Raw genomic sequence first — 18,768 nt, 5'->3', positions numbered from 1 at the left:
TGAGAACAAATTGTGTCAAAAACCATTAAGCGCCTAAAAGTGAACGTTCAGCAACTTGTACAATTTACTTACAAAGCAGCTTTGCATTAATGTCCCTATGACGAGATCTCGCTTTACATTTATAATATTATGTTCGGCTGCGATGAAAAATAACAATAAATTCAGTGCAGCTCGTATTACAAAAGTCAGGGAATATCATGATCAATAAATTAATTACTACAGCGCTGTTGTCGCTATTATCGATGGGCGCTGCAAACGCTGCTATCGACCAAACCAAAGGCGACTTCAAAGACAAGTTTCGCCAACTCGATGAATCTCTTCCCACGCCCAACGTATACCGTAATGCGGCAGGTCAGCCTGGTCACCAGTACTGGCAACAAGAAGTGGATTACAAAATAAAAGTGCATTTGAACGAGGAAAAACGTCGTTTAGAAGCCACTGAAAGCATTACCTACACCAATAACTCGCCAGACACGTTAAGATATTTGTGGCTGCAGTTGGATCAAAATAAATTTAAGAATGACTCTATGTCGGCCATGACCACCACTTTTGGTGGTATTGGCGCTCGAGGCCCAGCAACAAAAGGGGCAACATCGAGTAAACCTGCTCAAGTAAGTTTGGCCGCCCTTCGTCGCGACCAATTTGTTGCAGACCACGAACTTGGCTACGACATTCAAAAGGTAGTCGACGCAACGGGCTCTAAACTGCACCACGTCATTGTGGGTACCAACATGCGTATAGATCTACCCAAGCCGCTAGCGCCAGGTAAGTCTGTTGATTTTGCTATCGATTTTGCCTACAACATTGTTGAAGAAGACGCTGTTTCGGCTCGCTCAGGCTACGAGCACTTCCCAGATGACGAACGTGAAGGCGGTAACGATATATTCCTACTTGCCCAATGGTTTCCGCGCTTACATGCATACACCGACTATGAAGCGTGGACAAACAAAGAGTTTATTGGTCGCGGTGAATTTACCCTAGAGTTTGGTGACTATGACGTAGAAATGACCGTTCCTGCGGACCATATCGTAAGTTCAACGGGTGTACTACAAAACCCAAAACAAGTACTGACCTCTACTCAGCGTAAACGTTTAAAAGATGCTGAAACAGCAAAGCGCCCCGTTTTCGTGGTGACCGCTGATGAAGCCCTAGAGAACGAAAAAGACGGTACCAGTAAAGAAAAAACCTGGAAGTTCAGTGCTAAAAATGTACGTGACTTCGCATGGGCATCGTCACGCAAGTTCATGTGGGACGCCAAAGGTCACGCGCAAAAAGACTCAAAGCAGCCATTAGTAATGGCCATGTCTTTTTACCCCAAAGAAGGCGGCGATTTATGGAAGAAGTACTCGACAGAATCAGTGGTACATACATTAGATGTGTACTCACGCTTCTCGTTTGATTACCCCTACCCAACAGCTCAGTCGGTAAACGGCCCAGTGGGCGGGATGGAATATCCAATGATTTCGTTCAATGGCCCGCGTACTGAACTACAAGACGACGGCACCCGCACCTATTCTCAAGCGGAAAAACGCTTCTTGATCGGTGTGGTAATTCACGAAGTAGGGCACAACTATTTCCCGATGATCGTCAACTCAGACGAGCGCCAATGGTCATGGATGGACGAAGGTTTAAATAGTTTCCTAGATGGTGTAGCAGGTCGCGAGTGGGACCCAACAATTCCATGGGGTGTTGAGCCTAGAGACGTTGTAGGTTACATGAAATCTACCTCACAAGTGCCTGTGATGACCCAGTCTGACAGCGTTTTACATCTTGGCCCTAATGCTTATACCAAACCGGCTGTAGCATTAAACATTTTGCGTGAAACGATTTTAGGCCGTGAATTATTTGATTTTGCGTTTAAAGAATATGCTCAGCGCTGGATGTTCAAACGCCCAACACCGTCAGACTTTTTCCGTACGATGGAAGAGGCCAGCGGCGTAGATTTAGATTGGTTCTGGCGTGGTTGGTTTTACACCACAGATCACGTGGATATCTCGTTGGATAAAATCTCTAAACTACGTTTAGACACCAAGGATCCTGACATCGATTTTGCTCGCCAGCGTCAAGAAGAGTTAGATAAACCTATGTCGGTAACCGACGAGCGCAACAAAGCTGAAGGTAAAGAGCTTTGGGTTGACAGATTCCCTGATATTTCGGACTTTTACGACGAAAATGATCGCTTCACTGTGACCAATAAAGAGCGTAATAAATACAACAAATTCCTAAAGGACCTAGAGCCTTGGGAACGTACCGCTTTTGAACGCGCAGTGAAAGAAGATAAGAACTACTATGTTCTTGATTTTTCTAATAAAGGCGGGCTAGTTATGCCGATTATTTTAGAACTTACCTTTGCTGATGGCACAACGCAGAACCAGTATATTCCTGCTGAAATTTGGCGTCGTACGCCAAAAGCAGTGAGCAAGCTGATAATCACCGATAAAGATCAAGAGTTGGTCAGTGTATCAGTGGATCCTCGCTGGGAAACAGCCGATGTCGACGTTAGTAACAATGATTATCCGCGTAAGATAATTCCTTCACGTATCGAAGCATACAAAGCGAAGAAGAGCACGAAGAAGGTCTCTCGGGATATCATGCAAGACATCAAAACCGAGCTTAAAAGTGATGATGAAGACGAGAACGACGACTAAGCATGTTTAAGCTTTTAACCCGTACTATCGCCGGCTTGTTGCTTATTGCAGCAAGCTCGGTTTTCGCTCATCAACAAAAAACCGCCATTAGCACAATATTGTTTAATCCTCGTACCGAAAATATCGAGGTCATGCATCGCTTTAATTTGCATGATGCAGAACATGCAGTGCGGCATATTTTTGGTAAAAACGCAGATATTATAGGTTCGACCAAAACCCAGCAGCAGTTCAGTGCTTACGTGAGTGAACGTTTTGCTATGGGCACACAAGACGGTCAAGCTATTTTGTTAAAATCTGCCGGTTTTGAGATTGATGGTAAGTTTTTTTGGGTTTACCAAGAAACAGCTGAGCCCGAACAGCTAGATAACTTGGTGATCAAACATAATGCGTTGCGCGACTTGTGGCCAAGCCAAATCAATACCATCAATGTCGAAGGCAAAGGTGATATTCAAACCCTTACCTTTGAAGATTCAATTGAACTACTAAAAGTAGAGTTTGATCATCATTAATTGGTGCTGAGTCGCTTAACTATCAATCATCAGTGCCCGATTCTTTCATCGGGCATTTTTATATCTCACCTTATGCTTTTCCCGTGTATTCTATGCGTTATTAACCGCACATAATGAGACATCAATGGCCACACTTTCAGATCAATCTAGGGTAAAGAAAACCGAACCTGTGGTTTGGTTACTTTTTCTAGGCGTTTTGTATACGCTATATTTCACCCAAAGTTTGCTGATGCCCGTTGTCGTCACGTCATTGATCGCCCTTCTTTTAAGCCCATTAGTAGCCGGCCTACAACGTTTACATATTCCGCGAACGGTATCCGCTTTCTTTTTGGTAGCCACTTTGATCGCGCCATTTACGTTTCTTGGGGCTGAGCTTGCTGAACCTGCGCAAAAATGGGCTAAACTGGTTCCCGAACTTACCCAGCACATTACCGAGCAGCTCGATTCCATCAGTGATGCTATGGACGGCAAAGAGAATGCCCCAGCACAAAACGATGATGATGACGGATTCAGTTTTTTTGGTATCTTCTCTGAAAAAGCAGAACACGCCCCAGTGAAAAGTGATGACAATGCCATGTCGCAGCGCTTAAAACAGGGCGGCTTAGAAATAATGCTTTCTGTACTATCGAGCACCCCATTGATTTTGGCGCAATTGATGACGGGGGTCATTCTAACCTTGTTCTTGCTTATTTTTGGACCAAAGCTATTTGAAGCGTTTATCCGGTATTTTCCAAAAATTACAGATAAAGATCAGGCGAGATGCTTAGTTGCCACCATCCAGAAAGAGTTATCTCGCTACATAGTGACCGTGAGTATTATCAACGCTGGGCTAGGACTAAGCACTGCGCTCGTTTTGTACTTCATAGGCATTGAGGATGCGCTACTGTGGGGTGTGTTGGCTGGCTTACTAAACTTTATACCCTATGTAGGCTCACTTATTGGCGCGACAATCTTAACGCTGGCGGGTTTGGTCCAGTTTGGCATGCAAGTGACAGCGCTTATCCCTCCAGGCGTGTACTTTGTGTTAAATCTGATTGAGTCTCAATTTATTACTCCTACCGTACTTGGTCGCAATATGCAGCTTAACCCTTTAATCGTTGTGCTTTGGTTGCTCGTGTGGGGCTGGTTATGGGGTGCGGTTGGGGTGCTTTTAGCCGTACCTTTGTTGGTGTGCATTAAACTGACATTAGCCCAACTGAATATTTGGACCCACTGGCTTAAAATTATTGAAGCAAAAAGTGAGTAAAACCTAACTGAAATTATATGAAGTTAATAAAGACCGATTCTCACAGCTTAATTGATCCAGATCAAATTGCCCTCAGAGGTTTTCGCTAACCTTAAAAGCGAAAACTAACTCAGAGGAAACCAATTATGATGGCTTTAATACTGACAGATCCCGTCGCGTGGGGCTCAATTCTTGGTATAGGCATTGTCGTCGCCTTATGCTGCTATTACGCCTATTTGTTCGTGCATAATACGATTGAGAATCGCTAGGCCCAGTGAAAATTGTTATTCAATTGGCGAGATAAAAAGCGGCAACACCATAGCGCGCTCTGACTTGCCGTTGCCAATCATCTCGTCATAAGGTGACAAGTGAATTAGCTCTGCATAAGCGACGTTACATTCACTTAAAACCTCACGAATATGTTCGGTACTTCTAAACACGGCAGGTCTTTTGGTCTGCTTGTCAAAGACCACACCTTGTCGACCCGCTATGGTCAATCTCAGTATGTACAGACTCATTTCATGCGACTCAACTGTCACCACTTCTATATCAGGTTTTTGTGTTGTAACGCTCTGCAACTCGTAGGTAAACATAGTTATATCATTCCACGTTAGTGACTTACTTAGGTAGGTAAATTCCCACCGTGCCTATGTTTACTGACAAGTTTTATGCGTGGATCAACTGGTAATTGCTATATTTTCCTCATTTTTCTCGGGCTTTGCGTGGCGGACGTGTTCTTTCCTCAAACTCGGCCACATCATTGCACTAACCAGCGCAAAAGCTACCAATGTCAGATTCAGCCACATGGGTACAGGTTGCGTCATGACAGCAGCGAACACGAAAAGGTACTTCACTATCTCTAGCCACCAGCCTAGGAGTTTTAAGGATAATATCTCGCCCACTGCAACGCTGGCATAAACCACCCATGCAATAACCAGTATTTGCTGTAACACAGCCAACTGCGTGATGTTGAGTAAAAAAACTAAACCAATAAAGGTGGTGAGTCCGTGCTGGATTAACCCATACACTTTGCGCAGCGTTGAAAGAGGTATATCAAACTTCTCAAAACGGGTTAGATCCACTCGCCCTAAAGGGTAGTCTCGCTCCATGTCTGCTGGGCGCCAGCCTGTTTTACCAAACCAGACCTTGAATTTGTCAGACCATGCCTTGGTGCGCCAACTGTCTTTAATCAACTGTTGATATACATGGGTATTGGCGTAAATCGGGTTCCAACTATGTAATGCTTTACGAATGCCATAAATCGGTGGCTCGGCATCTAGTTCATCCTGAAATGAGCCAAACAGACGATCCCAAATAATAAAAACACCACCGTAATTTCGGTCAATGTAAATTTGATTTTGTGCATGGTGCGCTCTGTGGTTAGAGGGGGTGACAAATACCCACTCCAACCAACCCAACCGACCGATGTGGCGAGTATGAACCCAAAACTGATAGATTAGGTTAAGCGAACCTACACTGAGCAGCAGTAAAGGGTCTACACCGAGAAAAGCTAATGGAAGATAGAATATCCAACTTAAAAAGCTGCCACTTGTTTGTCGCAGAGCAGTGGTTAAATTGTATTCTTCACTTGAGTGATGCACCACATGGGCTGCCCATAAAATACTCATCTCATGCCCAAACCTATGGTTCCAGTAGTAACAAAAGTCATAGAGTACAAATGCCAGCAGCCCCAGCCAAATGCTATCCCCCAAACTAAAAAGGGCATAATTGTCGTACAGCATGATGTATAGCGTGAAAGGCACCAGCGCTTTTAGAATGCCAAACATACGGCTTAGCACCCCCGCAGTTAAGCTGTTAATCGCGTCATTAGTACGATAGTAGTCAGTTTTTCTAACGTACTCAGCTAATAGCTCTAATGCGATTAACAAAAAGAAAAACGGTATTGCGTAAATTATGTAGCTCATTTCAGTGTTGCCTTAAACAAACATTTCTCGACTATTACTCCTCTAAATTAAGACGTTCAACGCTTGTTAGCAACATTTTATTAACAAAGTTACTATTTATTAGCGCGTGAACCTAATATAAAAATTGAATTTTGGTCGGTGCCATCTGTCATATTAAATGCAATGATTTGAGATATATGCCCTTGATAGATTGATCTTTTATCACAACACTATAAGTTAGCGAGTAGAAAGCGAAGTACTCTCAACAAAGTAGTAAACAGGTACATTCACAGTTTCGGACCATGTTAATGCCTCTAAAGGAGTTTTTATGAGTGAAGAAGACGTTAAAAGTAAATCACTAGTGCCGTATGTAGCGATAGCTGTTGTGCTAATCGTGATCATTGGCGCGGTACTTTTTTGGCCTGCTGATAAACCCATAGAGCCAGTTCCGCCGGTGGATGTGCCAGTGACAACCATTCCTGAGGTTGAGCCACTGCCTATGCCAGAAGAAGAACCTATGGAAGAAGAACCAGAGGTAATGCCTGAGCCCGAAGTTGAGCCAGAACCCATTCCTGAACCAGAGCCAGTAGATACCAGTGACGGTGCGGTCAAAACAGAATTGCTTAAGTTGTCAGATTACGGTGAGCTTGCTCGCTTGTTGGTCAATGACGATTTATTGCAACGCTTTGTGATCACTACCAACAACTTAGCTGATGAAGAATTACCTGCTAACCATCAAGTGCTAGCGAAACCTGACCAAACGTTTCGTACCTTTCAGCAAGCCGATAAAGAGTGGATAGATCCTGCCAGCTACAAACGTTACACCCCTTACGTTGATGTTTTAGAGTCGCTCGATCCTGAATCTTTAGAACAGCTTTATCAGGAATATAAACCCGCAATCAATGAGATTTTTGCCGAAATAAGCAGCCCAGGACAAGATTTCGACGAAACCTTGATCGATGCCATAGACTTGTTACTAGATACGCCTGAAGTCCCCATGCCTGTAGAAGTTTACACCGACAGCGTAATGTTTAAGTTCAAAGATCAACGCTTAGAGGCTTTGGCCGCACCGCAAAAACAATTGCTGCGCACAGGTCCTGAGAACATGCGTCGTATTAAAGCGAAATTACGTGAACTCAGAACGGCTATCGCCGCTGATCAAGAGTAACCGAGAACAATATGGACTTAGCAACACTACAAAAGCAGCTTGGCGACCAACAAGGCAAGCTGCCTCCTGTAGATAAGTGGAACCCAGACTTTTGCGGCGACATGGAGCTTGTCATTAAACATGATGGCAGTTGGTTCTATATGGGCACGCCAATTGGCCGAAAGGCCTTAGTAAAGTTATTTGCTCGCGTGTTAAAAAAAGAAGGTGAAGCGTATTTCTTGGTGACGCCAGTGGAAAAACTTGGCATCACCGTAGAAGACGTGCCCTATGTCATTACTCAGTGGGAGCAGCAAGGTGATTTGCTGGTGTTTACCACTCAAACTGATGAACAAATTATTGTTAGTGCAGAAAACCCGGTAGAGTTAAAAAACGACAGCCAAAATAACCTCGCCTTGCCATATATCAATGTAAGGCGAAATTTGTGGGCGCGACTGCATCAAAATGTTTACTACCAACTGATAGAGCAAGCCGAACAAGAAGGTGACGCTGTGTATATCAACAGCGGTGACTACCGCTTTTGTTTAGGTAAGTTATAGTCATCCTACATTTTCATCCCTTCCAGTTAACTTTTGTCGATAAAAATCATTGTGTTGTGAATACTTTACTGACGATACATTTCGTTAACATTTAGTGCGCGGTATCGTTTTGACCTGCTGAGCTAATTCCCCTAATCTGAATGCTCACTAGCTAAAACGAGAACAATACTATGCGAGTTTCGATTACCAGCGCTGCCTTAATCGCTTCACTGATATGCACCCAAGCAGTTGCAGCCACTTATATTCAAGCCGGTAAGCTCATTACAGCAGACTCAGACAAGGTCATGAGTGAAGTAACCGTGGTTGTTGAGGGCGATAAAATCAGCGAAATTCTTCAAGGTTATATTGCCGGTGGCGAACAAGACGAGGTACTCGACCTCAAAACTCATACCTTAATGCCAGGCCTGATGGACATGCACACCCATGTTACGTCTCAACACAACGGCCCAGCCAGCTATATGGAACGTTTTACGCTTAACGAGGCAGACTATGCAATTAAAGGGGTGCAATACGCAAAACGCACACTACTTGCAGGTTTTACCACGATCCGTAATTTAGGAGATGGCTACAATGAATCCGTAGCCCTACGCAACGCCATCAACAAAGGAATAGTAGAGGGCCCTCGCATTTTTACCGCAGCTAAATCTATTGCGACTACGGGGGGTCATGCTGATCCCTCTAACGGCACTGCGAAGAAAATTCAGGGTGATCCGGGTCCAAATGAGGGTGTCATAAACGGTGTAGCACAAGCCCGTAAAGCGGTACGTCAGCGCTACAAAGATGGGGCCGATTTGATAAAAATTACCGCCACAGGGGGCGTGTTATCAGTCGCTAAGAGTGGCCAAAATCCACAGTTTATGAACGATGAGCTACAAGCCATTGTAGATACCGCCAAAGACTATGGCATGACGATCGCCGTTCATGCTCACGGCAAAGAAGGCATGGAGCGCGCAATAAAAGCTGGCGTGACCTCTATTGAACATGGCACCTACATGGACAAAGAAACCTTCAAGCTGATGAAAAAGCACAAGACCTACTATGTTCCCACTGTCATGGCCGGAAATTGGGTAGCTGAAAAAGCCAAAATTGACGGTTTTTTTCCTGAGCTTGTCAGGCCAAAAGCCGCCACCATTGGCCCACTTATCCTACAAACTTTATCTAAGGCTCATGAAGCTGGGGTAAAAATTGCCTTTGGTACTGATTCAGGTGTGTCAGCACATGGTGATAATGGTTTAGAGTTTGTGCTTATGGTTGAAGCGGGTATGAAACCCATCGAGGCTATTCGCGCCGCAACCTATCATGGTGCGAGCTTGATCAACCAACTTGATAGTTTAGGCACTGTAGAAACCGGAAAATTCGCTGATTTAGTGGCGGTCGAGGGAAATCCACTTGACGACATTAAGCAGATGCAGCACGTCACCTTTGTAATGAAAAACGGCAAGATTTACAAAGCCCCAGAAGCATAACTGAATTTAACCTTAACCACTTTGGAGCAACCTATGAATTTGACCAACCGCACGCTATCCATATTCACAGCAACTAGCTTATTGATTAGCGGATCTGCATTTTCTGCTGAATCAACTTTAAAAGAAGAAGTGCAAGCGGCTATGACGAATGACATACGTCAAACGAGCGATACCGAACGTGACGAAAACCGTAAACCCCTGGAAACGCTATCCTTCTTTGGTCTAGAGCCTGATATGCGTATTGTGGAGCTTATTCCAGGCGGTGGCTGGTACACCAAAATACTGGCACCTGTTGTCGCTGATGAAGGGCAATATTATGCTGCTATCGGCAGCGGTAGAGTGGCTGAAAGGTTATTCAGTCAACCCGGTTTCGAGAAAGCTAAAACAACTGCTGAAGATGCACGTTTGTGGCGCGAAGAGGGTGCGCGTTTTTACTCCCTTGATGTTGAGTCGCTCGGTGTAAGTGATGTGGATATGGTGCTGACGTTTCGCAACTACCATAATTTTAATGAACAAGGTCGCCGTAAAATGAATGAAGTGGCCTTTGCTGCCCTAAAACCCGGTGGTATCTATGCGGTGGTGGATCACACAGCACGCCACAATGAACCGGCTAGTAACGCAAACCGTCGAAGAATTGATCCTGTTATGGCGATCCATGAAATTCAACAAGCTGGTTTCGAGCTGGTGGATTATAGCGACTTACATTACAAAGAAGATGATGAACTGAGATACGAAGTAGGTGCTAAAAGCGTAACGGGTAATACAGACCGCTGGACCTTAAAATTCAAAAAGCCAGATTGAAAATAAAAATATCTAAAAATTAGAAAAACCGACCTTTCTTGAGTGCAAAATATAGGTTACTCAAGAAAGGTTAATAAACTTAACAATATTAATTGATAATCATTCTCATTTGCGTTAATTTGATAAAACGCTTTCAACAAGAGAATCGATATGTCACATAATTTTCTATGCCCCAATCATCGTCAGTGGTTAGCAACTAATCCAATAGCCGCACATACACACCTGCGTGAAACTCAGGACACAGGTCAATACTATCGTGATCAGGGTGCTTGGCAGCAAGCTTTACCCTATTTAGGTTGTGCTTACGAAACAGCTGAAATAGTGATGTCTCAAGCTGATAGGCAAACGTCTTCAAAGGTCGTCGACTTTACCGCAACCGCAGTCTTATTGGCTGACACTCTGCAAAAGCTAGGACAAAAAACCCTTAGTTTAGCCATATACGATCAGGCACAAAAGCGCTTAAAGCCCGAGCTAACCTTGAGCTACCAGCAACCTAAGCTTCAACGCTGCGTGATCGATTGTATTAAGTCTTTGGCCTTAGGTGCAGGGTTTCATCAGAAGTTTATGCACAGCCAGACAAACGAAGAACACGCACTTCATTAATCTTCTGATCCGGTGAAATTATGCAAAATCATGCCGCAAAGACTCGTGAACAAGAGCAGTTCGTACCCATTCAATTGCGTGTGGATGTACTTAAACGTCTGTTAGCAGAGCACTACGTATGTGCAGAGGAGCTGCATTGTGATTGTACCCGTAGCAAACGCATATTGATGCGTCTTCTGTTACAAGCCGCCGCTGTTTAATGCAGCGGCTTGTTTACCACTAAGATTTATGTGGGAATTAGAGGCGGTGTAAGTACTAACTAACTGTTCTCTTTGCGGATCAAGTAACGATAGGGTTTACCCACAACGTCGCTCGCAAGTAGGGTATGCCCCATAAAGCGACAGAAGCTGGGTATATCACGCGTTGTAGAATGGTCATCAGCACTGATGGCTAATGTCTCACCTAGTTGCATATTGCGAATACTTAAACGCACCATCATCACAGGCTCAGGACAACGAAGACCGATCGCATCAAGTTGATGATTGGCCGCGTCAAAATCATCGGTAGCCACTTCAGATCCCATAATCAACACGGTATTGCTTGATGTTAGCTAAGTGGTCAGCCAACTCAGGTTGAGACTCAACCTGTGTCTGCAGGTATTCAATTAAATCAGCTAAGCTAACGATCGACACCACCTTGGTAGCGAAGTCTCGCTCAACTTCTTGGATCGCAGACAGCTCGCCTTGGCCTTTTTCCTGACGATCAAGTGCAATCAACACGCCTGCTAAACTTGCATCATGGGCAGCAATTAGCGCCATAGATTCACGTATGGCTGTGCCCGCTGTAATCACGTCGTCCACTAACATGACCTTGCCAACCAACGCACTGCCGACTAAATTTCCGCCTTCGCCATGGGTTTTAGCTTCTTTGCGATTAAAGCAGTAAGGCTTATCAACGTCGTGCTTATCAGCCAATGCCACCGCAGTAGTTGTAGCAATAGGAATGCCTTTATATGCAGGGCCAAACAACAAGTCGTAGTCAATTTTCGACGTCTGCAGGGCTTGAGCGTAATACTGGCCTAATTTAGCCAAATCGCGACCAGTATTAAACAAACCGGCATTGAAAAAATATGGGCTTTTACGCCCCGATTTCAAAGTGAATTCACCGAATTTGAGCACACCACGGCCCAAGGCAAATTCAATAAACTCTTTTTGATAATCTAGCATTTATCTACCTGTATATTGAGATCTGAGTTGTTGTCAGCTTTAGTTCAGCGCAGCTTTTTGTTCGTCGAACAATTCACGAATACCGTGTTTTGCCAGCTCTAACATTTCATGCATTTCTTCGATGCTAAACGGTTCGCCCTCTGCAGTGCCTTGTACTTCAATCATCTTGCCGGTATCAGTCATCACCACGTTCATATCGGTTTCAGCGTCTGAATCTTCTGTGTATTCTAAATCAGCAATGGCATTGCCTTTGTAAATCCCCACAGAAATTGCTGCGATCATGTGCTTCATTGGGTTGGTTTTGATGATCCCTTTGCTACGCATCCACGTTAGGGCGTCAACTAAAGCAACACATGCTCCTGTGATAGAAGCAGTACGAGTTCCACCATCGGCCTGAATAACATCACAATCAACCACTATGGTATTTTCACCCAGCAATTTTAAATCAAGGGCGGCGCGCAATGAACGGGCGATTAAACGCTGAATTTCCAACGTACGACCGCCTTGTTTTCCACGGGCAGCTTCACGGTCTGAACGGGTATGAGTTGCGCGAGGCAACATGCTGTACTCGGCCGTTACCCAACCTTTACCTTGGCCTTTCATGAAACGAGGCACCCCCTCAGTCACAGAGGCGTTACACAACACTTTTGTGTTGCCGAATTCAATCAGTACAGAGCCTTCTGCATGGCAAGTGAAATTACGGGTAATAGTAACTGGGCGAATTTGGCTAGCAGTTCTGTCGTTCGGGCGCATGGATAACTCCTTTAAATAATTTGCGCGCATTATACCCAAATGACAGCGCGGGTTCTTACAAAAATACCGCCAATCTCGCACTAATCTGTCACAGAAAACGTCAGAAAAAATGTTAGCTATCGCGCATGGCGGTCACAGGGGTATAATACCTATCAGTTTTCACCAAGGAATTAACCTAATGATTTACAGCATGACCGCATTTGCCCGTCGCGAACTCAAAGCACAGTGGGGTACAGCCGTATGGGAAATCCGCTCGGTTAACCAACGTTTTCTCGAAACATACTTTCGTCTTCCAGAGCAATTCAAAAGTTTAGAGCCCATTTTACGCGAACGTTTTCGCAAGCAGTTGCAACGGGGCAAGGTAGAGTGCGCACTACGCTTTGTCGCAAATGATGCCGCTGTGGGTAAACTTAGTTTAAATGAAGACTTAGCCCGTCAGGTTATGGATGCAGCAGATTGGGTGCAATCTCATGGCCAATCATCAGGTGTAAATCCGTTAGACGTATTGCGCTGGCCGGGTGTTATCGCAGCAGAAGAAACCGACATGGAAGGTATTCAAGCCGATATTTTAGCTGAGTTTGATGCCACCCTGACTGACTTTATCACTGCCCGTGCCACCGAAGGTACAAACCTTAAAGCCATGATCGAGCAACGCCTTGACGGTATTCAGGTGGAAGTAGACAAAGTATCGCAGCACATGCCTGATGTCATCCAATGGCAAAAAGACAAGATACTTGCCCGCTTTGAAGAAGCTAAGATTGAACTTGATGCCACCCGCGTTGAGCAAGAAATGATCATGCTGGCACAAAAAGTCGATGTCGCCGAAGAGCTCGATCGCCTAGTGTCGCACATAGGTGAAACACGCAAAATCCTCAAAAAAGGCGGTGCAGTAGGTCGCCGGCTAGATTTTATGATGCAAGAGTTTAACCGCGAGTCAAACACACTAGGCTCAAAGTCAATTAATAGTGACATTACCCAATCAGCGGTAGAGCTAAAAGTGCTAATCGAGCAAATGCGCGAGCAGATTGCTAATATAGAGTAATTACCTGACATGATTTAACCAAACACCACGAACACTATGGGCTTATCAAGTTTTTTGGCCACATTGAAATACATGATAAGCCCTCGTATATTTGGGTCACTTGTGGCTATGTCTTTTTGATTTATTCTCCGCGTTTGTCTCCCTCTTTTTTGCTCTATCGCTTAGCCTCTCTTCTACTCAACCTTTACGCGTGAAGTCATAGTTTGTTTATTCTGCTCTGTAACCGTAGAAAGCGGCTAGCTTTGCTATCATTCAACGCCACGACGGCCAAAAATAACACTCTAAGGCCACGTGTCATTATATTGATTTTTATAAGAAAGAAGATAAATATTCGTGTGTTATCAACAGAATCAATAAAGAGTTTCCTTTTAAAATTCATTGTTTTTATACCTCCTAAAATTAAAATTCTTTCCCGTTAACCACCCCACGTTAATTCAACACTCTTTCAAGCTTCTTATAAATTTGCTGCACATGCGTCTGCCTTGATGCGGTGCGTATAAGGAATTTTTCTTTCAGACTTTTACGAGGAAAAACATGTTTAACTTAATCACTAAACGTCAGGCGAATTTGAAGAACGATGTTCTGGCTGGTCTAACGGCCGTGCTGACATTGATCCCAGAAGCGGTCGCTTTCACTTTTGTCGCGGGTATTGACCCGATGATGGGATTGTACGGCTCGTTTTTCATTGGCTTGATCACGGCGATATTTGGTGGCCGCACTATCATGATTTCTGGTGCAGCGGGTTCAATGGCTGTGGTCACTACTGCCTTTATTATTATGTTTGGCTTGGAGTATCTGTTAGCCGCCGTCATTTTGACCGGAATATTACAGGTGCTATTTGGCATATTCAAAATGGGTAAATTCATTCGGCTGTTACCTCACCCTGTTATGCTTGGGTTTGTAAATGGCCTCGCGATTGTTATCGGCTTAGCACAATTTAACCAATTCAAAGGCAATACCCACGTCGTGTTTGATGCCCAGAATAATTTCTTTACCTATGCTGGAGATTGGCTTTCTCTAACCAGTCCTGAAATGCTGACAATGATGGGTCTTATTGCGCTGACGATGGCAATAGTGCATTTTCTGCCCAAGGTCACTAAAGCTGTACCAGCCCCTTTGGCTGCAATTGTGCTATGCACCTTACTAGTATCATTCACCCCGTTACAATCAAAACTAGTCAGCCAGGTCGTGCTTGATCAGCGCACGTCAATGATCGAAAAACAAATCATTGATGAACGATTCGATGCCATTAAAGACACGATCCCCTACGGGCAATATGACGCGGTAGCAACGCAGATTGCCGCTGACCGTCCTTCACAAGCGCAAATAAACGCAAGATGGAATAAAAACCAACAAAGAATGCTCGACAGTGGTGAAAAAGAACATGCTGATCCCTTAGATGGTAGTTTAAGAGGAGAAATACCGAGCTTGCATATTCCGACCTTAAGTTGGGATTTGTCAGACTCCAGTGCCACTAGCGCACTGATAACCGTGTTCTTTTTAGCTCTAGTATTAGCATCAGTCGGGCTTATTGAATCACTGATGACTCTATCTCTCATAGATGAAATTACACAGACTAAAGGGCGCAGTAATAAAGAAGCTATCGCCCAAGGGTCAGGCAATATGCTAAGTGGATTTTTCGGCGGCATGTGTGGATGCGCGATGATAGGACAAAGTATGATCTGTCTTAACTCCGGTGGGCGCGGGCGTATGTCGGGCATATCAACAGCTTTATTTATGATGGTATTCATTTTGTTCTTCCCAAGTGTGATCGAGATGATCCCAGTAGCATCGCTGATAGGCGTTATGTTCATGGTGGTCATTGCGACCTTTGAGTGGACCTCATTGCGCTTGTTTGGCAAGGTGCCTAAATCTGAAATTTTCATCATCATCTGTGTTTCCACAGTGACTGTAATCTTTGATTTAGCCATAGCGGTGAGTATTGGCGTTATCTTATCCGCACTCGTTTATGCTTGGAACAGTGCCAAACATATCATCGTTAGGGTTGATGAAGATGAAAAGGGCAAAACCTATCACCTTGTAGGCAATTTGTTTTTTGGTTCGATAACTGACTTCAAAGCTAAATTCAATCCATCGCAAGACCCTAATTGCGTAGCAATTGATTTCTTAGACGCTCGTTTGTTTGATCAGTCTGCCATCGAAGCTGTACAGGGTATTAGTGAGAAATACAAAAAGCTGGGCAAAACCGTTTATTTACGCAACTTAAATAACGAATCAGCCCAATTACTGCGAAAAGCCAATGATATTGTTGAAGTGAATATACAAAGCACACTGGTAGCCTAAGCTCCATAAGGCTAATCACTGAACAGAAAGCTCACCTCACTTAGGTCCTGCGAGGTGAGCTTTACCGACAAAACAAACAAATTAAATTCTTATCGAATGAAAAATTTCATGGTCTATATTTTCTTCTATCGTTACCGTTGATAGATTGGCTGACGCAGACTGACAACGCGCTGTGCAATTAATAAACAAGCAATGATCAGCGCTGCGATACTTGCCACTGCATAAACTGTATTTCGTTCACCTGGTATTAGCTCAACGAAAGAGGTGAGAAACTGGCCTAGAAAGACTGCCATGGTAAAGTACGATAGGTTACGCCCGCGGTATTGCGGATGACTTTGTTCAACAACCATATGATTTAACAAAGGAATAGAAAAGCCAAAACCCAAGCCACAAAATACACCGCCAAGAATTAATAGTTGCAACGTTTCAGCGTTGAAGAAGGTAAAGTGGGTCAATGCAAACATGCATGTGGCAAGAATGAGCACGACTTTCTCACCGAGCTTAACCACCAACTTAGGCATGATAAGTGCCCCCACCACAGCAATCAGTGAAATAAATGCTAAGAAAAAGCCGATTTCATCCTCACTAAAACCTGAACTAGCCATACTCATTGGCAGTACAGCAATGGCGATAAAAAACAACACCATCGAAAGTACTGACATTAAATAGACTAACTTGAGTGATGTAGCAGGGCGCTTTTCATCTTCATCTGCATGGCTGTTTTTATTCGTTTTTGGGCTTTGCTTAGGAATAAATAACAGCATGAGGACTAAACAAACCCAAGCGATCAGGTAAAGCCCAAAGGGCATTTGCCAGCCTTCAAGGGCGAGTTGGCCACCAATAAATAAAAATATTACGCCACCAAGCTCTATCGCCATACCTTGCTTGGCAATCATAGCTAAACGCTTATGCCCTTGGTACCACTGAGATATTAACGTGGTACCACCAGCCATAACGATTGCGGTTGCCGCACCAAGTAAGATGCGATCAGCAAACACAAAATAAGGCCCATGCAAAAAGATGCCTCCTGCTCCTAGTAATCCATACAGAGCCAAGCCAAATATCAGCGCATAGTAAGCGCCAAACTTATCGATTATCCGCCCAGCAAATGGAGCAAAAATGACCGCTCCTAACGCAGGTAGTGTGATAAGCCAAGTAGCGAAGTGGTCAACACCTAGGGCATTCGCTACCCCATGTAAACCAGGGGCAACGACTGTGCCCACCATGATAGTTAAACTGGATATCACCAATAAAGTGAACCCAGCTATACGAGATAACTGAGACATAAACTTTCCTTCAATAATTAGTAGTGTTTCGCTTGAAAGCGATGATGAGTGAGCGCGAGGACGCTTAGGCCCATAGCGAAGTAGATAACGGCTTGCCAATTAATATGATTGACTAGGTACATAGCCCCAGCGGCGCCAAGTGAAGCGCCTGTGTAATACATCAACATGTAGACCGCATTGATACGGCTTTGCGCAGCGGGATCGATAGAAAACACACTGACCTGATTAGGCACTTGAGCAGCGAAGACGCCGATATCAATCAGAATAATTCCGAATACCAGCCCCCAAATACTAGCGCCAAACAACATCAATACCGCGAACCCAGCTATGGTCAGCCCTATCGCTATACTGATTAGCCGACTAGCACCTAGTTTAGTGACTAAACGACCTGACACTTTTGCCCCAACAATGCCAGACAAGCCAATAAACCCAAGCAAACCGGCTTGCTGAACAGAAAAACTCAGAGGCTCATCCATAACGTGAATAGCCACGGTGACCCACAACGCGTTAAACGCAGCAAACCATAAAGCGCCAGTGATTGAAGCCACCCTGAGCAACTTATGTTGTTTAAAAAGGGTCAACATTGAACGTAAAAGAGCAGGGTATGCCAGCTTAGCAGCAGGCTGATTTAGCGGTAAACGGGCATTCAGCAACAAACCAATACAGGCGGCTATCACTGCGGCAAAAATAAACACTGCTCGCCATTCATAATGCTGAGCGATAAACCCACTTATGGCTCTGGAAATTAATATACCTGCGGTCAAGCCAGTCATTAATGTACCCACTACGCGGCCCCTATCCGAGGGTATTGATAGTGAAGCCGCTAAAGGAATAATTTGCTGTGTGATATTGGCGCTAACGCCGATGCAAAATAATCCCAAGAGCAACGCGACATTGTATTCACTGAAGCCCACAAGAAGAGAGCCAACAACTAAGGTGCAAGACAACACTCTGACCACATTTTTACGTGGAAAAATGTCCCCGAGGGGAGATATAAATAGTAGCGCAGCTGCATAACCAAGCTGGGTAAACGAGCCCAGTAAACTGGATTCAAGGCCACTGAGTACAAAACTGTTTTTTATTTCAGGCAACAGGGGTTGTACGTAATACAAATTGGCCACTGTAGCGGCAATAACGAAAGCAAAAAGGAATAACTGCCTTGTACTTAGAATAGATGGCTGAGCTATCGCTTGTTTGGTCTGTAGAGATTGCACGGGGCGTATTGATTGCATAGCGGCAAAATCCTTAATTTCATTGAGTTTGGAATAGCAAATAGAGTAGGGATTATTGATGCATAACAGAAATGTTATTTATTGATTAAACTGATACTATTTTGCTATAGGTTGGCGGTTTATAG

General features: G+C 44.3%; 19 protein-coding genes. 12 read left to right on the top strand and 7 right to left on the bottom strand.

What is annotated here, in order from left to right; all coding sequences use genetic code 11:
* Positions 1-197: 197 nt before the first annotated feature.
* From GCHA_RS08665 to GCHA_RS23205, 4 genes are all read left to right on the top strand, one after another.
* Positions 198-2,648, top strand: coding sequence for a M1 family metallopeptidase (locus GCHA_RS08665; protein ID WP_007987176.1), 2,451 nt, complete (start codon positions 198-200; stop codon positions 2,646-2,648).
* A 2-nt stretch (positions 2,649-2,650) separates the two neighbouring features.
* Positions 2,651-3,157, top strand: a complete 507-nt coding sequence (locus GCHA_RS08660) for a DUF6702 family protein (RefSeq protein ID WP_007987173.1) — start codon at positions 2,651-2,653, stop codon at positions 3,155-3,157.
* 124 nt (positions 3,158-3,281) lie between these two features.
* Entirely contained in the window at positions 3,282-4,403 is a 1,122-nt protein-coding gene (locus GCHA_RS08655; RefSeq protein ID WP_007987171.1) for an AI-2E family transporter, read from the top strand.
* A gap of 125 nt (positions 4,404-4,528) precedes the next feature.
* Positions 4,529-4,651 carry a hypothetical protein gene (locus tag GCHA_RS23205; protein WP_007987169.1) on the top strand — a complete coding sequence of 41 codons (123 nt, stop codon included), beginning with the start codon at positions 4,529-4,531 and terminating at the stop codon, positions 4,649-4,651.
* 15 nt (positions 4,652-4,666) lie between these two features.
* Here the strand turns inward: GCHA_RS23205 and GCHA_RS08650 are convergent, their stop codons facing one another.
* Together GCHA_RS08650 and GCHA_RS08645 are read right to left on the bottom strand one after the other, a co-directional pair.
* The gene (locus tag GCHA_RS08650) at positions 4,667-4,975 is read right to left on the bottom strand and encodes a DUF6482 family protein (RefSeq protein ID WP_007987167.1); all 309 of its coding nucleotides are present in this window, start codon (positions 4,973-4,975) and stop codon (positions 4,667-4,669) included.
* Positions 4,976-5,059: 84 nt separating this feature from the next.
* Positions 5,060-6,307, bottom strand: a complete 1,248-nt coding sequence (locus GCHA_RS08645; protein WP_007987165.1) for a sterol desaturase family protein — start codon at positions 6,305-6,307, stop codon at positions 5,060-5,062.
* Positions 6,308-6,614: 307 nt separating this feature from the next.
* Here GCHA_RS08645 and GCHA_RS08640 point away from each other — a divergent pair, with 307 nt between their 5' ends.
* The 6 genes from GCHA_RS08640 (at position 6,615) to GCHA_RS08615 (ending at position 11,060) form a co-directional block, all read left to right on the top strand.
* Positions 6,615-7,454, top strand: coding sequence for a DUF3014 domain-containing protein (locus GCHA_RS08640; RefSeq protein WP_007987164.1), 840 nt, complete (start codon positions 6,615-6,617; stop codon positions 7,452-7,454).
* An 11-nt stretch (positions 7,455-7,465) separates the two neighbouring features.
* On the top strand, positions 7,466-7,990 hold the full coding sequence (locus GCHA_RS08635; RefSeq protein WP_007987161.1) for a DUF1285 domain-containing protein: 525 nt from the start codon (positions 7,466-7,468) through the stop codon (positions 7,988-7,990).
* A 170-nt stretch (positions 7,991-8,160) separates the two neighbouring features.
* On the top strand, positions 8,161-9,456 hold the full coding sequence (locus GCHA_RS08630) for a metal-dependent hydrolase family protein (protein WP_007987158.1): 1,296 nt from the start codon (positions 8,161-8,163) through the stop codon (positions 9,454-9,456).
* 33 nt (positions 9,457-9,489) lie between these two features.
* Positions 9,490-10,257, top strand: coding sequence for a class I SAM-dependent methyltransferase (locus GCHA_RS08625; protein WP_007987156.1), 768 nt, complete (start codon positions 9,490-9,492; stop codon positions 10,255-10,257).
* Between the two features lie 150 nt (positions 10,258-10,407).
* Positions 10,408-10,860 carry a hypothetical protein gene (locus GCHA_RS08620; RefSeq protein WP_007987151.1) on the top strand — a complete coding sequence of 151 codons (453 nt, stop codon included), beginning with the start codon at positions 10,408-10,410 and terminating at the stop codon, positions 10,858-10,860.
* A 20-nt stretch (positions 10,861-10,880) separates the two neighbouring features.
* The gene (locus GCHA_RS08615; RefSeq protein WP_007987149.1) at positions 10,881-11,060 is read left to right on the top strand and encodes a hypothetical protein; all 180 of its coding nucleotides are present in this window, start codon (positions 10,881-10,883) and stop codon (positions 11,058-11,060) included.
* A 59-nt stretch (positions 11,061-11,119) separates the two neighbouring features.
* On the opposite strand, the gene tusA is transcribed toward GCHA_RS08615, so the two are convergent.
* The 3 genes from tusA to rph are packed head-to-tail and all read right to left on the bottom strand — an operon-like array spanning position 11,120 to position 12,779.
* Positions 11,120-11,383, bottom strand: a complete 264-nt coding sequence (gene tusA / locus GCHA_RS08610; RefSeq protein ID WP_229816553.1) for a sulfurtransferase TusA — start codon at positions 11,381-11,383, stop codon at positions 11,120-11,122.
* Positions 11,373-12,026 carry an orotate phosphoribosyltransferase gene (gene pyrE, locus GCHA_RS08605; protein ID WP_007987146.1) on the bottom strand — a complete coding sequence of 218 codons (654 nt, stop codon included), beginning with the start codon at positions 12,024-12,026 and terminating at the stop codon, positions 11,373-11,375. The genes tusA and pyrE overlap by 11 nt, the downstream gene beginning before the upstream one ends.
* Positions 12,027-12,065: 39 nt before the next feature.
* Entirely contained in the window at positions 12,066-12,779 is a 714-nt protein-coding gene (gene rph, locus GCHA_RS08600; protein ID WP_007987144.1) for a ribonuclease PH, read from the bottom strand.
* A gap of 178 nt (positions 12,780-12,957) precedes the next feature.
* Here rph and GCHA_RS08595 point away from each other — a divergent pair, with 178 nt between their 5' ends.
* Complete coding sequence (locus GCHA_RS08595; protein ID WP_007987142.1) at positions 12,958-13,821, top strand: YicC/YloC family endoribonuclease; 864 nt, start codon at positions 12,958-12,960, stop codon at positions 13,819-13,821.
* Between the two features lie 534 nt (positions 13,822-14,355).
* Positions 14,356-16,125, top strand: a complete 1,770-nt coding sequence (locus GCHA_RS08585; protein ID WP_007987140.1) for a SulP family inorganic anion transporter — start codon at positions 14,356-14,358, stop codon at positions 16,123-16,125.
* Positions 16,126-16,256: 131 nt separating this feature from the next.
* Here GCHA_RS08585 and GCHA_RS08580 read toward each other — a convergent pair whose 3' ends face one another.
* Positions 16,257-17,411, bottom strand: a complete 1,155-nt coding sequence (locus GCHA_RS08580; RefSeq protein WP_007987139.1) for an MFS transporter — start codon at positions 17,409-17,411, stop codon at positions 16,257-16,259.
* Positions 17,412-17,428: 17 nt separating this feature from the next.
* Positions 17,429-18,643 (bottom strand): MFS transporter, encoded by a 1,215-nt coding sequence (locus GCHA_RS08575; protein ID WP_007987137.1) that lies wholly within the window; start codon positions 18,641-18,643, stop codon positions 17,429-17,431.
* Positions 18,644-18,768: the final 125 nt, after the last annotated feature.

Source organism: Paraglaciecola chathamensis S18K6, from assembly GCA_000314955.1.
In the GTDB taxonomy this organism is placed as follows: domain Bacteria; phylum Pseudomonadota; class Gammaproteobacteria; order Enterobacterales; family Alteromonadaceae; genus Paraglaciecola; species Paraglaciecola chathamensis.
Note: the sequence above shows the minus strand (reverse complement) of the source record. Positions and strands in the feature narration are given on the sequence as shown.

What these genes read in the sequence shown, in the direction of transcription:
- GCHA_RS08650 (WP_007987167.1), bottom strand. Translation starts at nt 4,975, where the DNA reads ATGTTTACCTACGAGTTGCAGAGCGTTACAACACAAAAACCTGATATA.
- GCHA_RS08640 (WP_007987164.1), top strand. Translation starts at nt 6,615, where the DNA reads ATGAGTGAAGAAGACGTTAAAAGTAAATCACTAGTGCCGTATGTAGCG.
- GCHA_RS08580 (WP_007987139.1), bottom strand. Translation starts at nt 17,411, where the DNA reads ATGTCTCAGTTATCTCGTATAGCTGGGTTCACTTTATTGGTGATATCC.
- GCHA_RS08665 (WP_007987176.1), top strand. Translation starts at nt 198, where the DNA reads ATGATCAATAAATTAATTACTACAGCGCTGTTGTCGCTATTATCGATG.
- GCHA_RS08575 (WP_007987137.1), bottom strand. Translation starts at nt 18,643, where the DNA reads ATGCAATCAATACGCCCCGTGCAATCTCTACAGACCAAACAAGCGATA.
- GCHA_RS08615 (WP_007987149.1), top strand. Translation starts at nt 10,881, where the DNA reads ATGCAAAATCATGCCGCAAAGACTCGTGAACAAGAGCAGTTCGTACCC.
- GCHA_RS08620 (WP_007987151.1), top strand. Translation starts at nt 10,408, where the DNA reads ATGTCACATAATTTTCTATGCCCCAATCATCGTCAGTGGTTAGCAACT.
- GCHA_RS23205 (WP_007987169.1), top strand. Translation starts at nt 4,529, where the DNA reads ATGATGGCTTTAATACTGACAGATCCCGTCGCGTGGGGCTCAATTCTT.
- tusA (WP_229816553.1), bottom strand. Translation starts at nt 11,383, where the DNA reads ATGGGATCTGAAGTGGCTACCGATGATTTTGACGCGGCCAATCATCAA.
- rph (WP_007987144.1), bottom strand. Translation starts at nt 12,779, where the DNA reads ATGCGCCCGAACGACAGAACTGCTAGCCAAATTCGCCCAGTTACTATT.
- GCHA_RS08595 (WP_007987142.1), top strand. Translation starts at nt 12,958, where the DNA reads ATGATTTACAGCATGACCGCATTTGCCCGTCGCGAACTCAAAGCACAG.
- GCHA_RS08630 (WP_007987158.1), top strand. Translation starts at nt 8,161, where the DNA reads ATGCGAGTTTCGATTACCAGCGCTGCCTTAATCGCTTCACTGATATGC.
- GCHA_RS08645 (WP_007987165.1), bottom strand. Translation starts at nt 6,307, where the DNA reads ATGAGCTACATAATTTACGCAATACCGTTTTTCTTTTTGTTAATCGCA.
- GCHA_RS08585 (WP_007987140.1), top strand. Translation starts at nt 14,356, where the DNA reads ATGTTTAACTTAATCACTAAACGTCAGGCGAATTTGAAGAACGATGTT.
- GCHA_RS08660 (WP_007987173.1), top strand. Translation starts at nt 2,651, where the DNA reads ATGTTTAAGCTTTTAACCCGTACTATCGCCGGCTTGTTGCTTATTGCA.
- GCHA_RS08655 (WP_007987171.1), top strand. Translation starts at nt 3,282, where the DNA reads ATGGCCACACTTTCAGATCAATCTAGGGTAAAGAAAACCGAACCTGTG.
- GCHA_RS08625 (WP_007987156.1), top strand. Translation starts at nt 9,490, where the DNA reads ATGAATTTGACCAACCGCACGCTATCCATATTCACAGCAACTAGCTTA.
- pyrE (WP_007987146.1), bottom strand. Translation starts at nt 12,026, where the DNA reads ATGCTAGATTATCAAAAAGAGTTTATTGAATTTGCCTTGGGCCGTGGT.
- GCHA_RS08635 (WP_007987161.1), top strand. Translation starts at nt 7,466, where the DNA reads ATGGACTTAGCAACACTACAAAAGCAGCTTGGCGACCAACAAGGCAAG.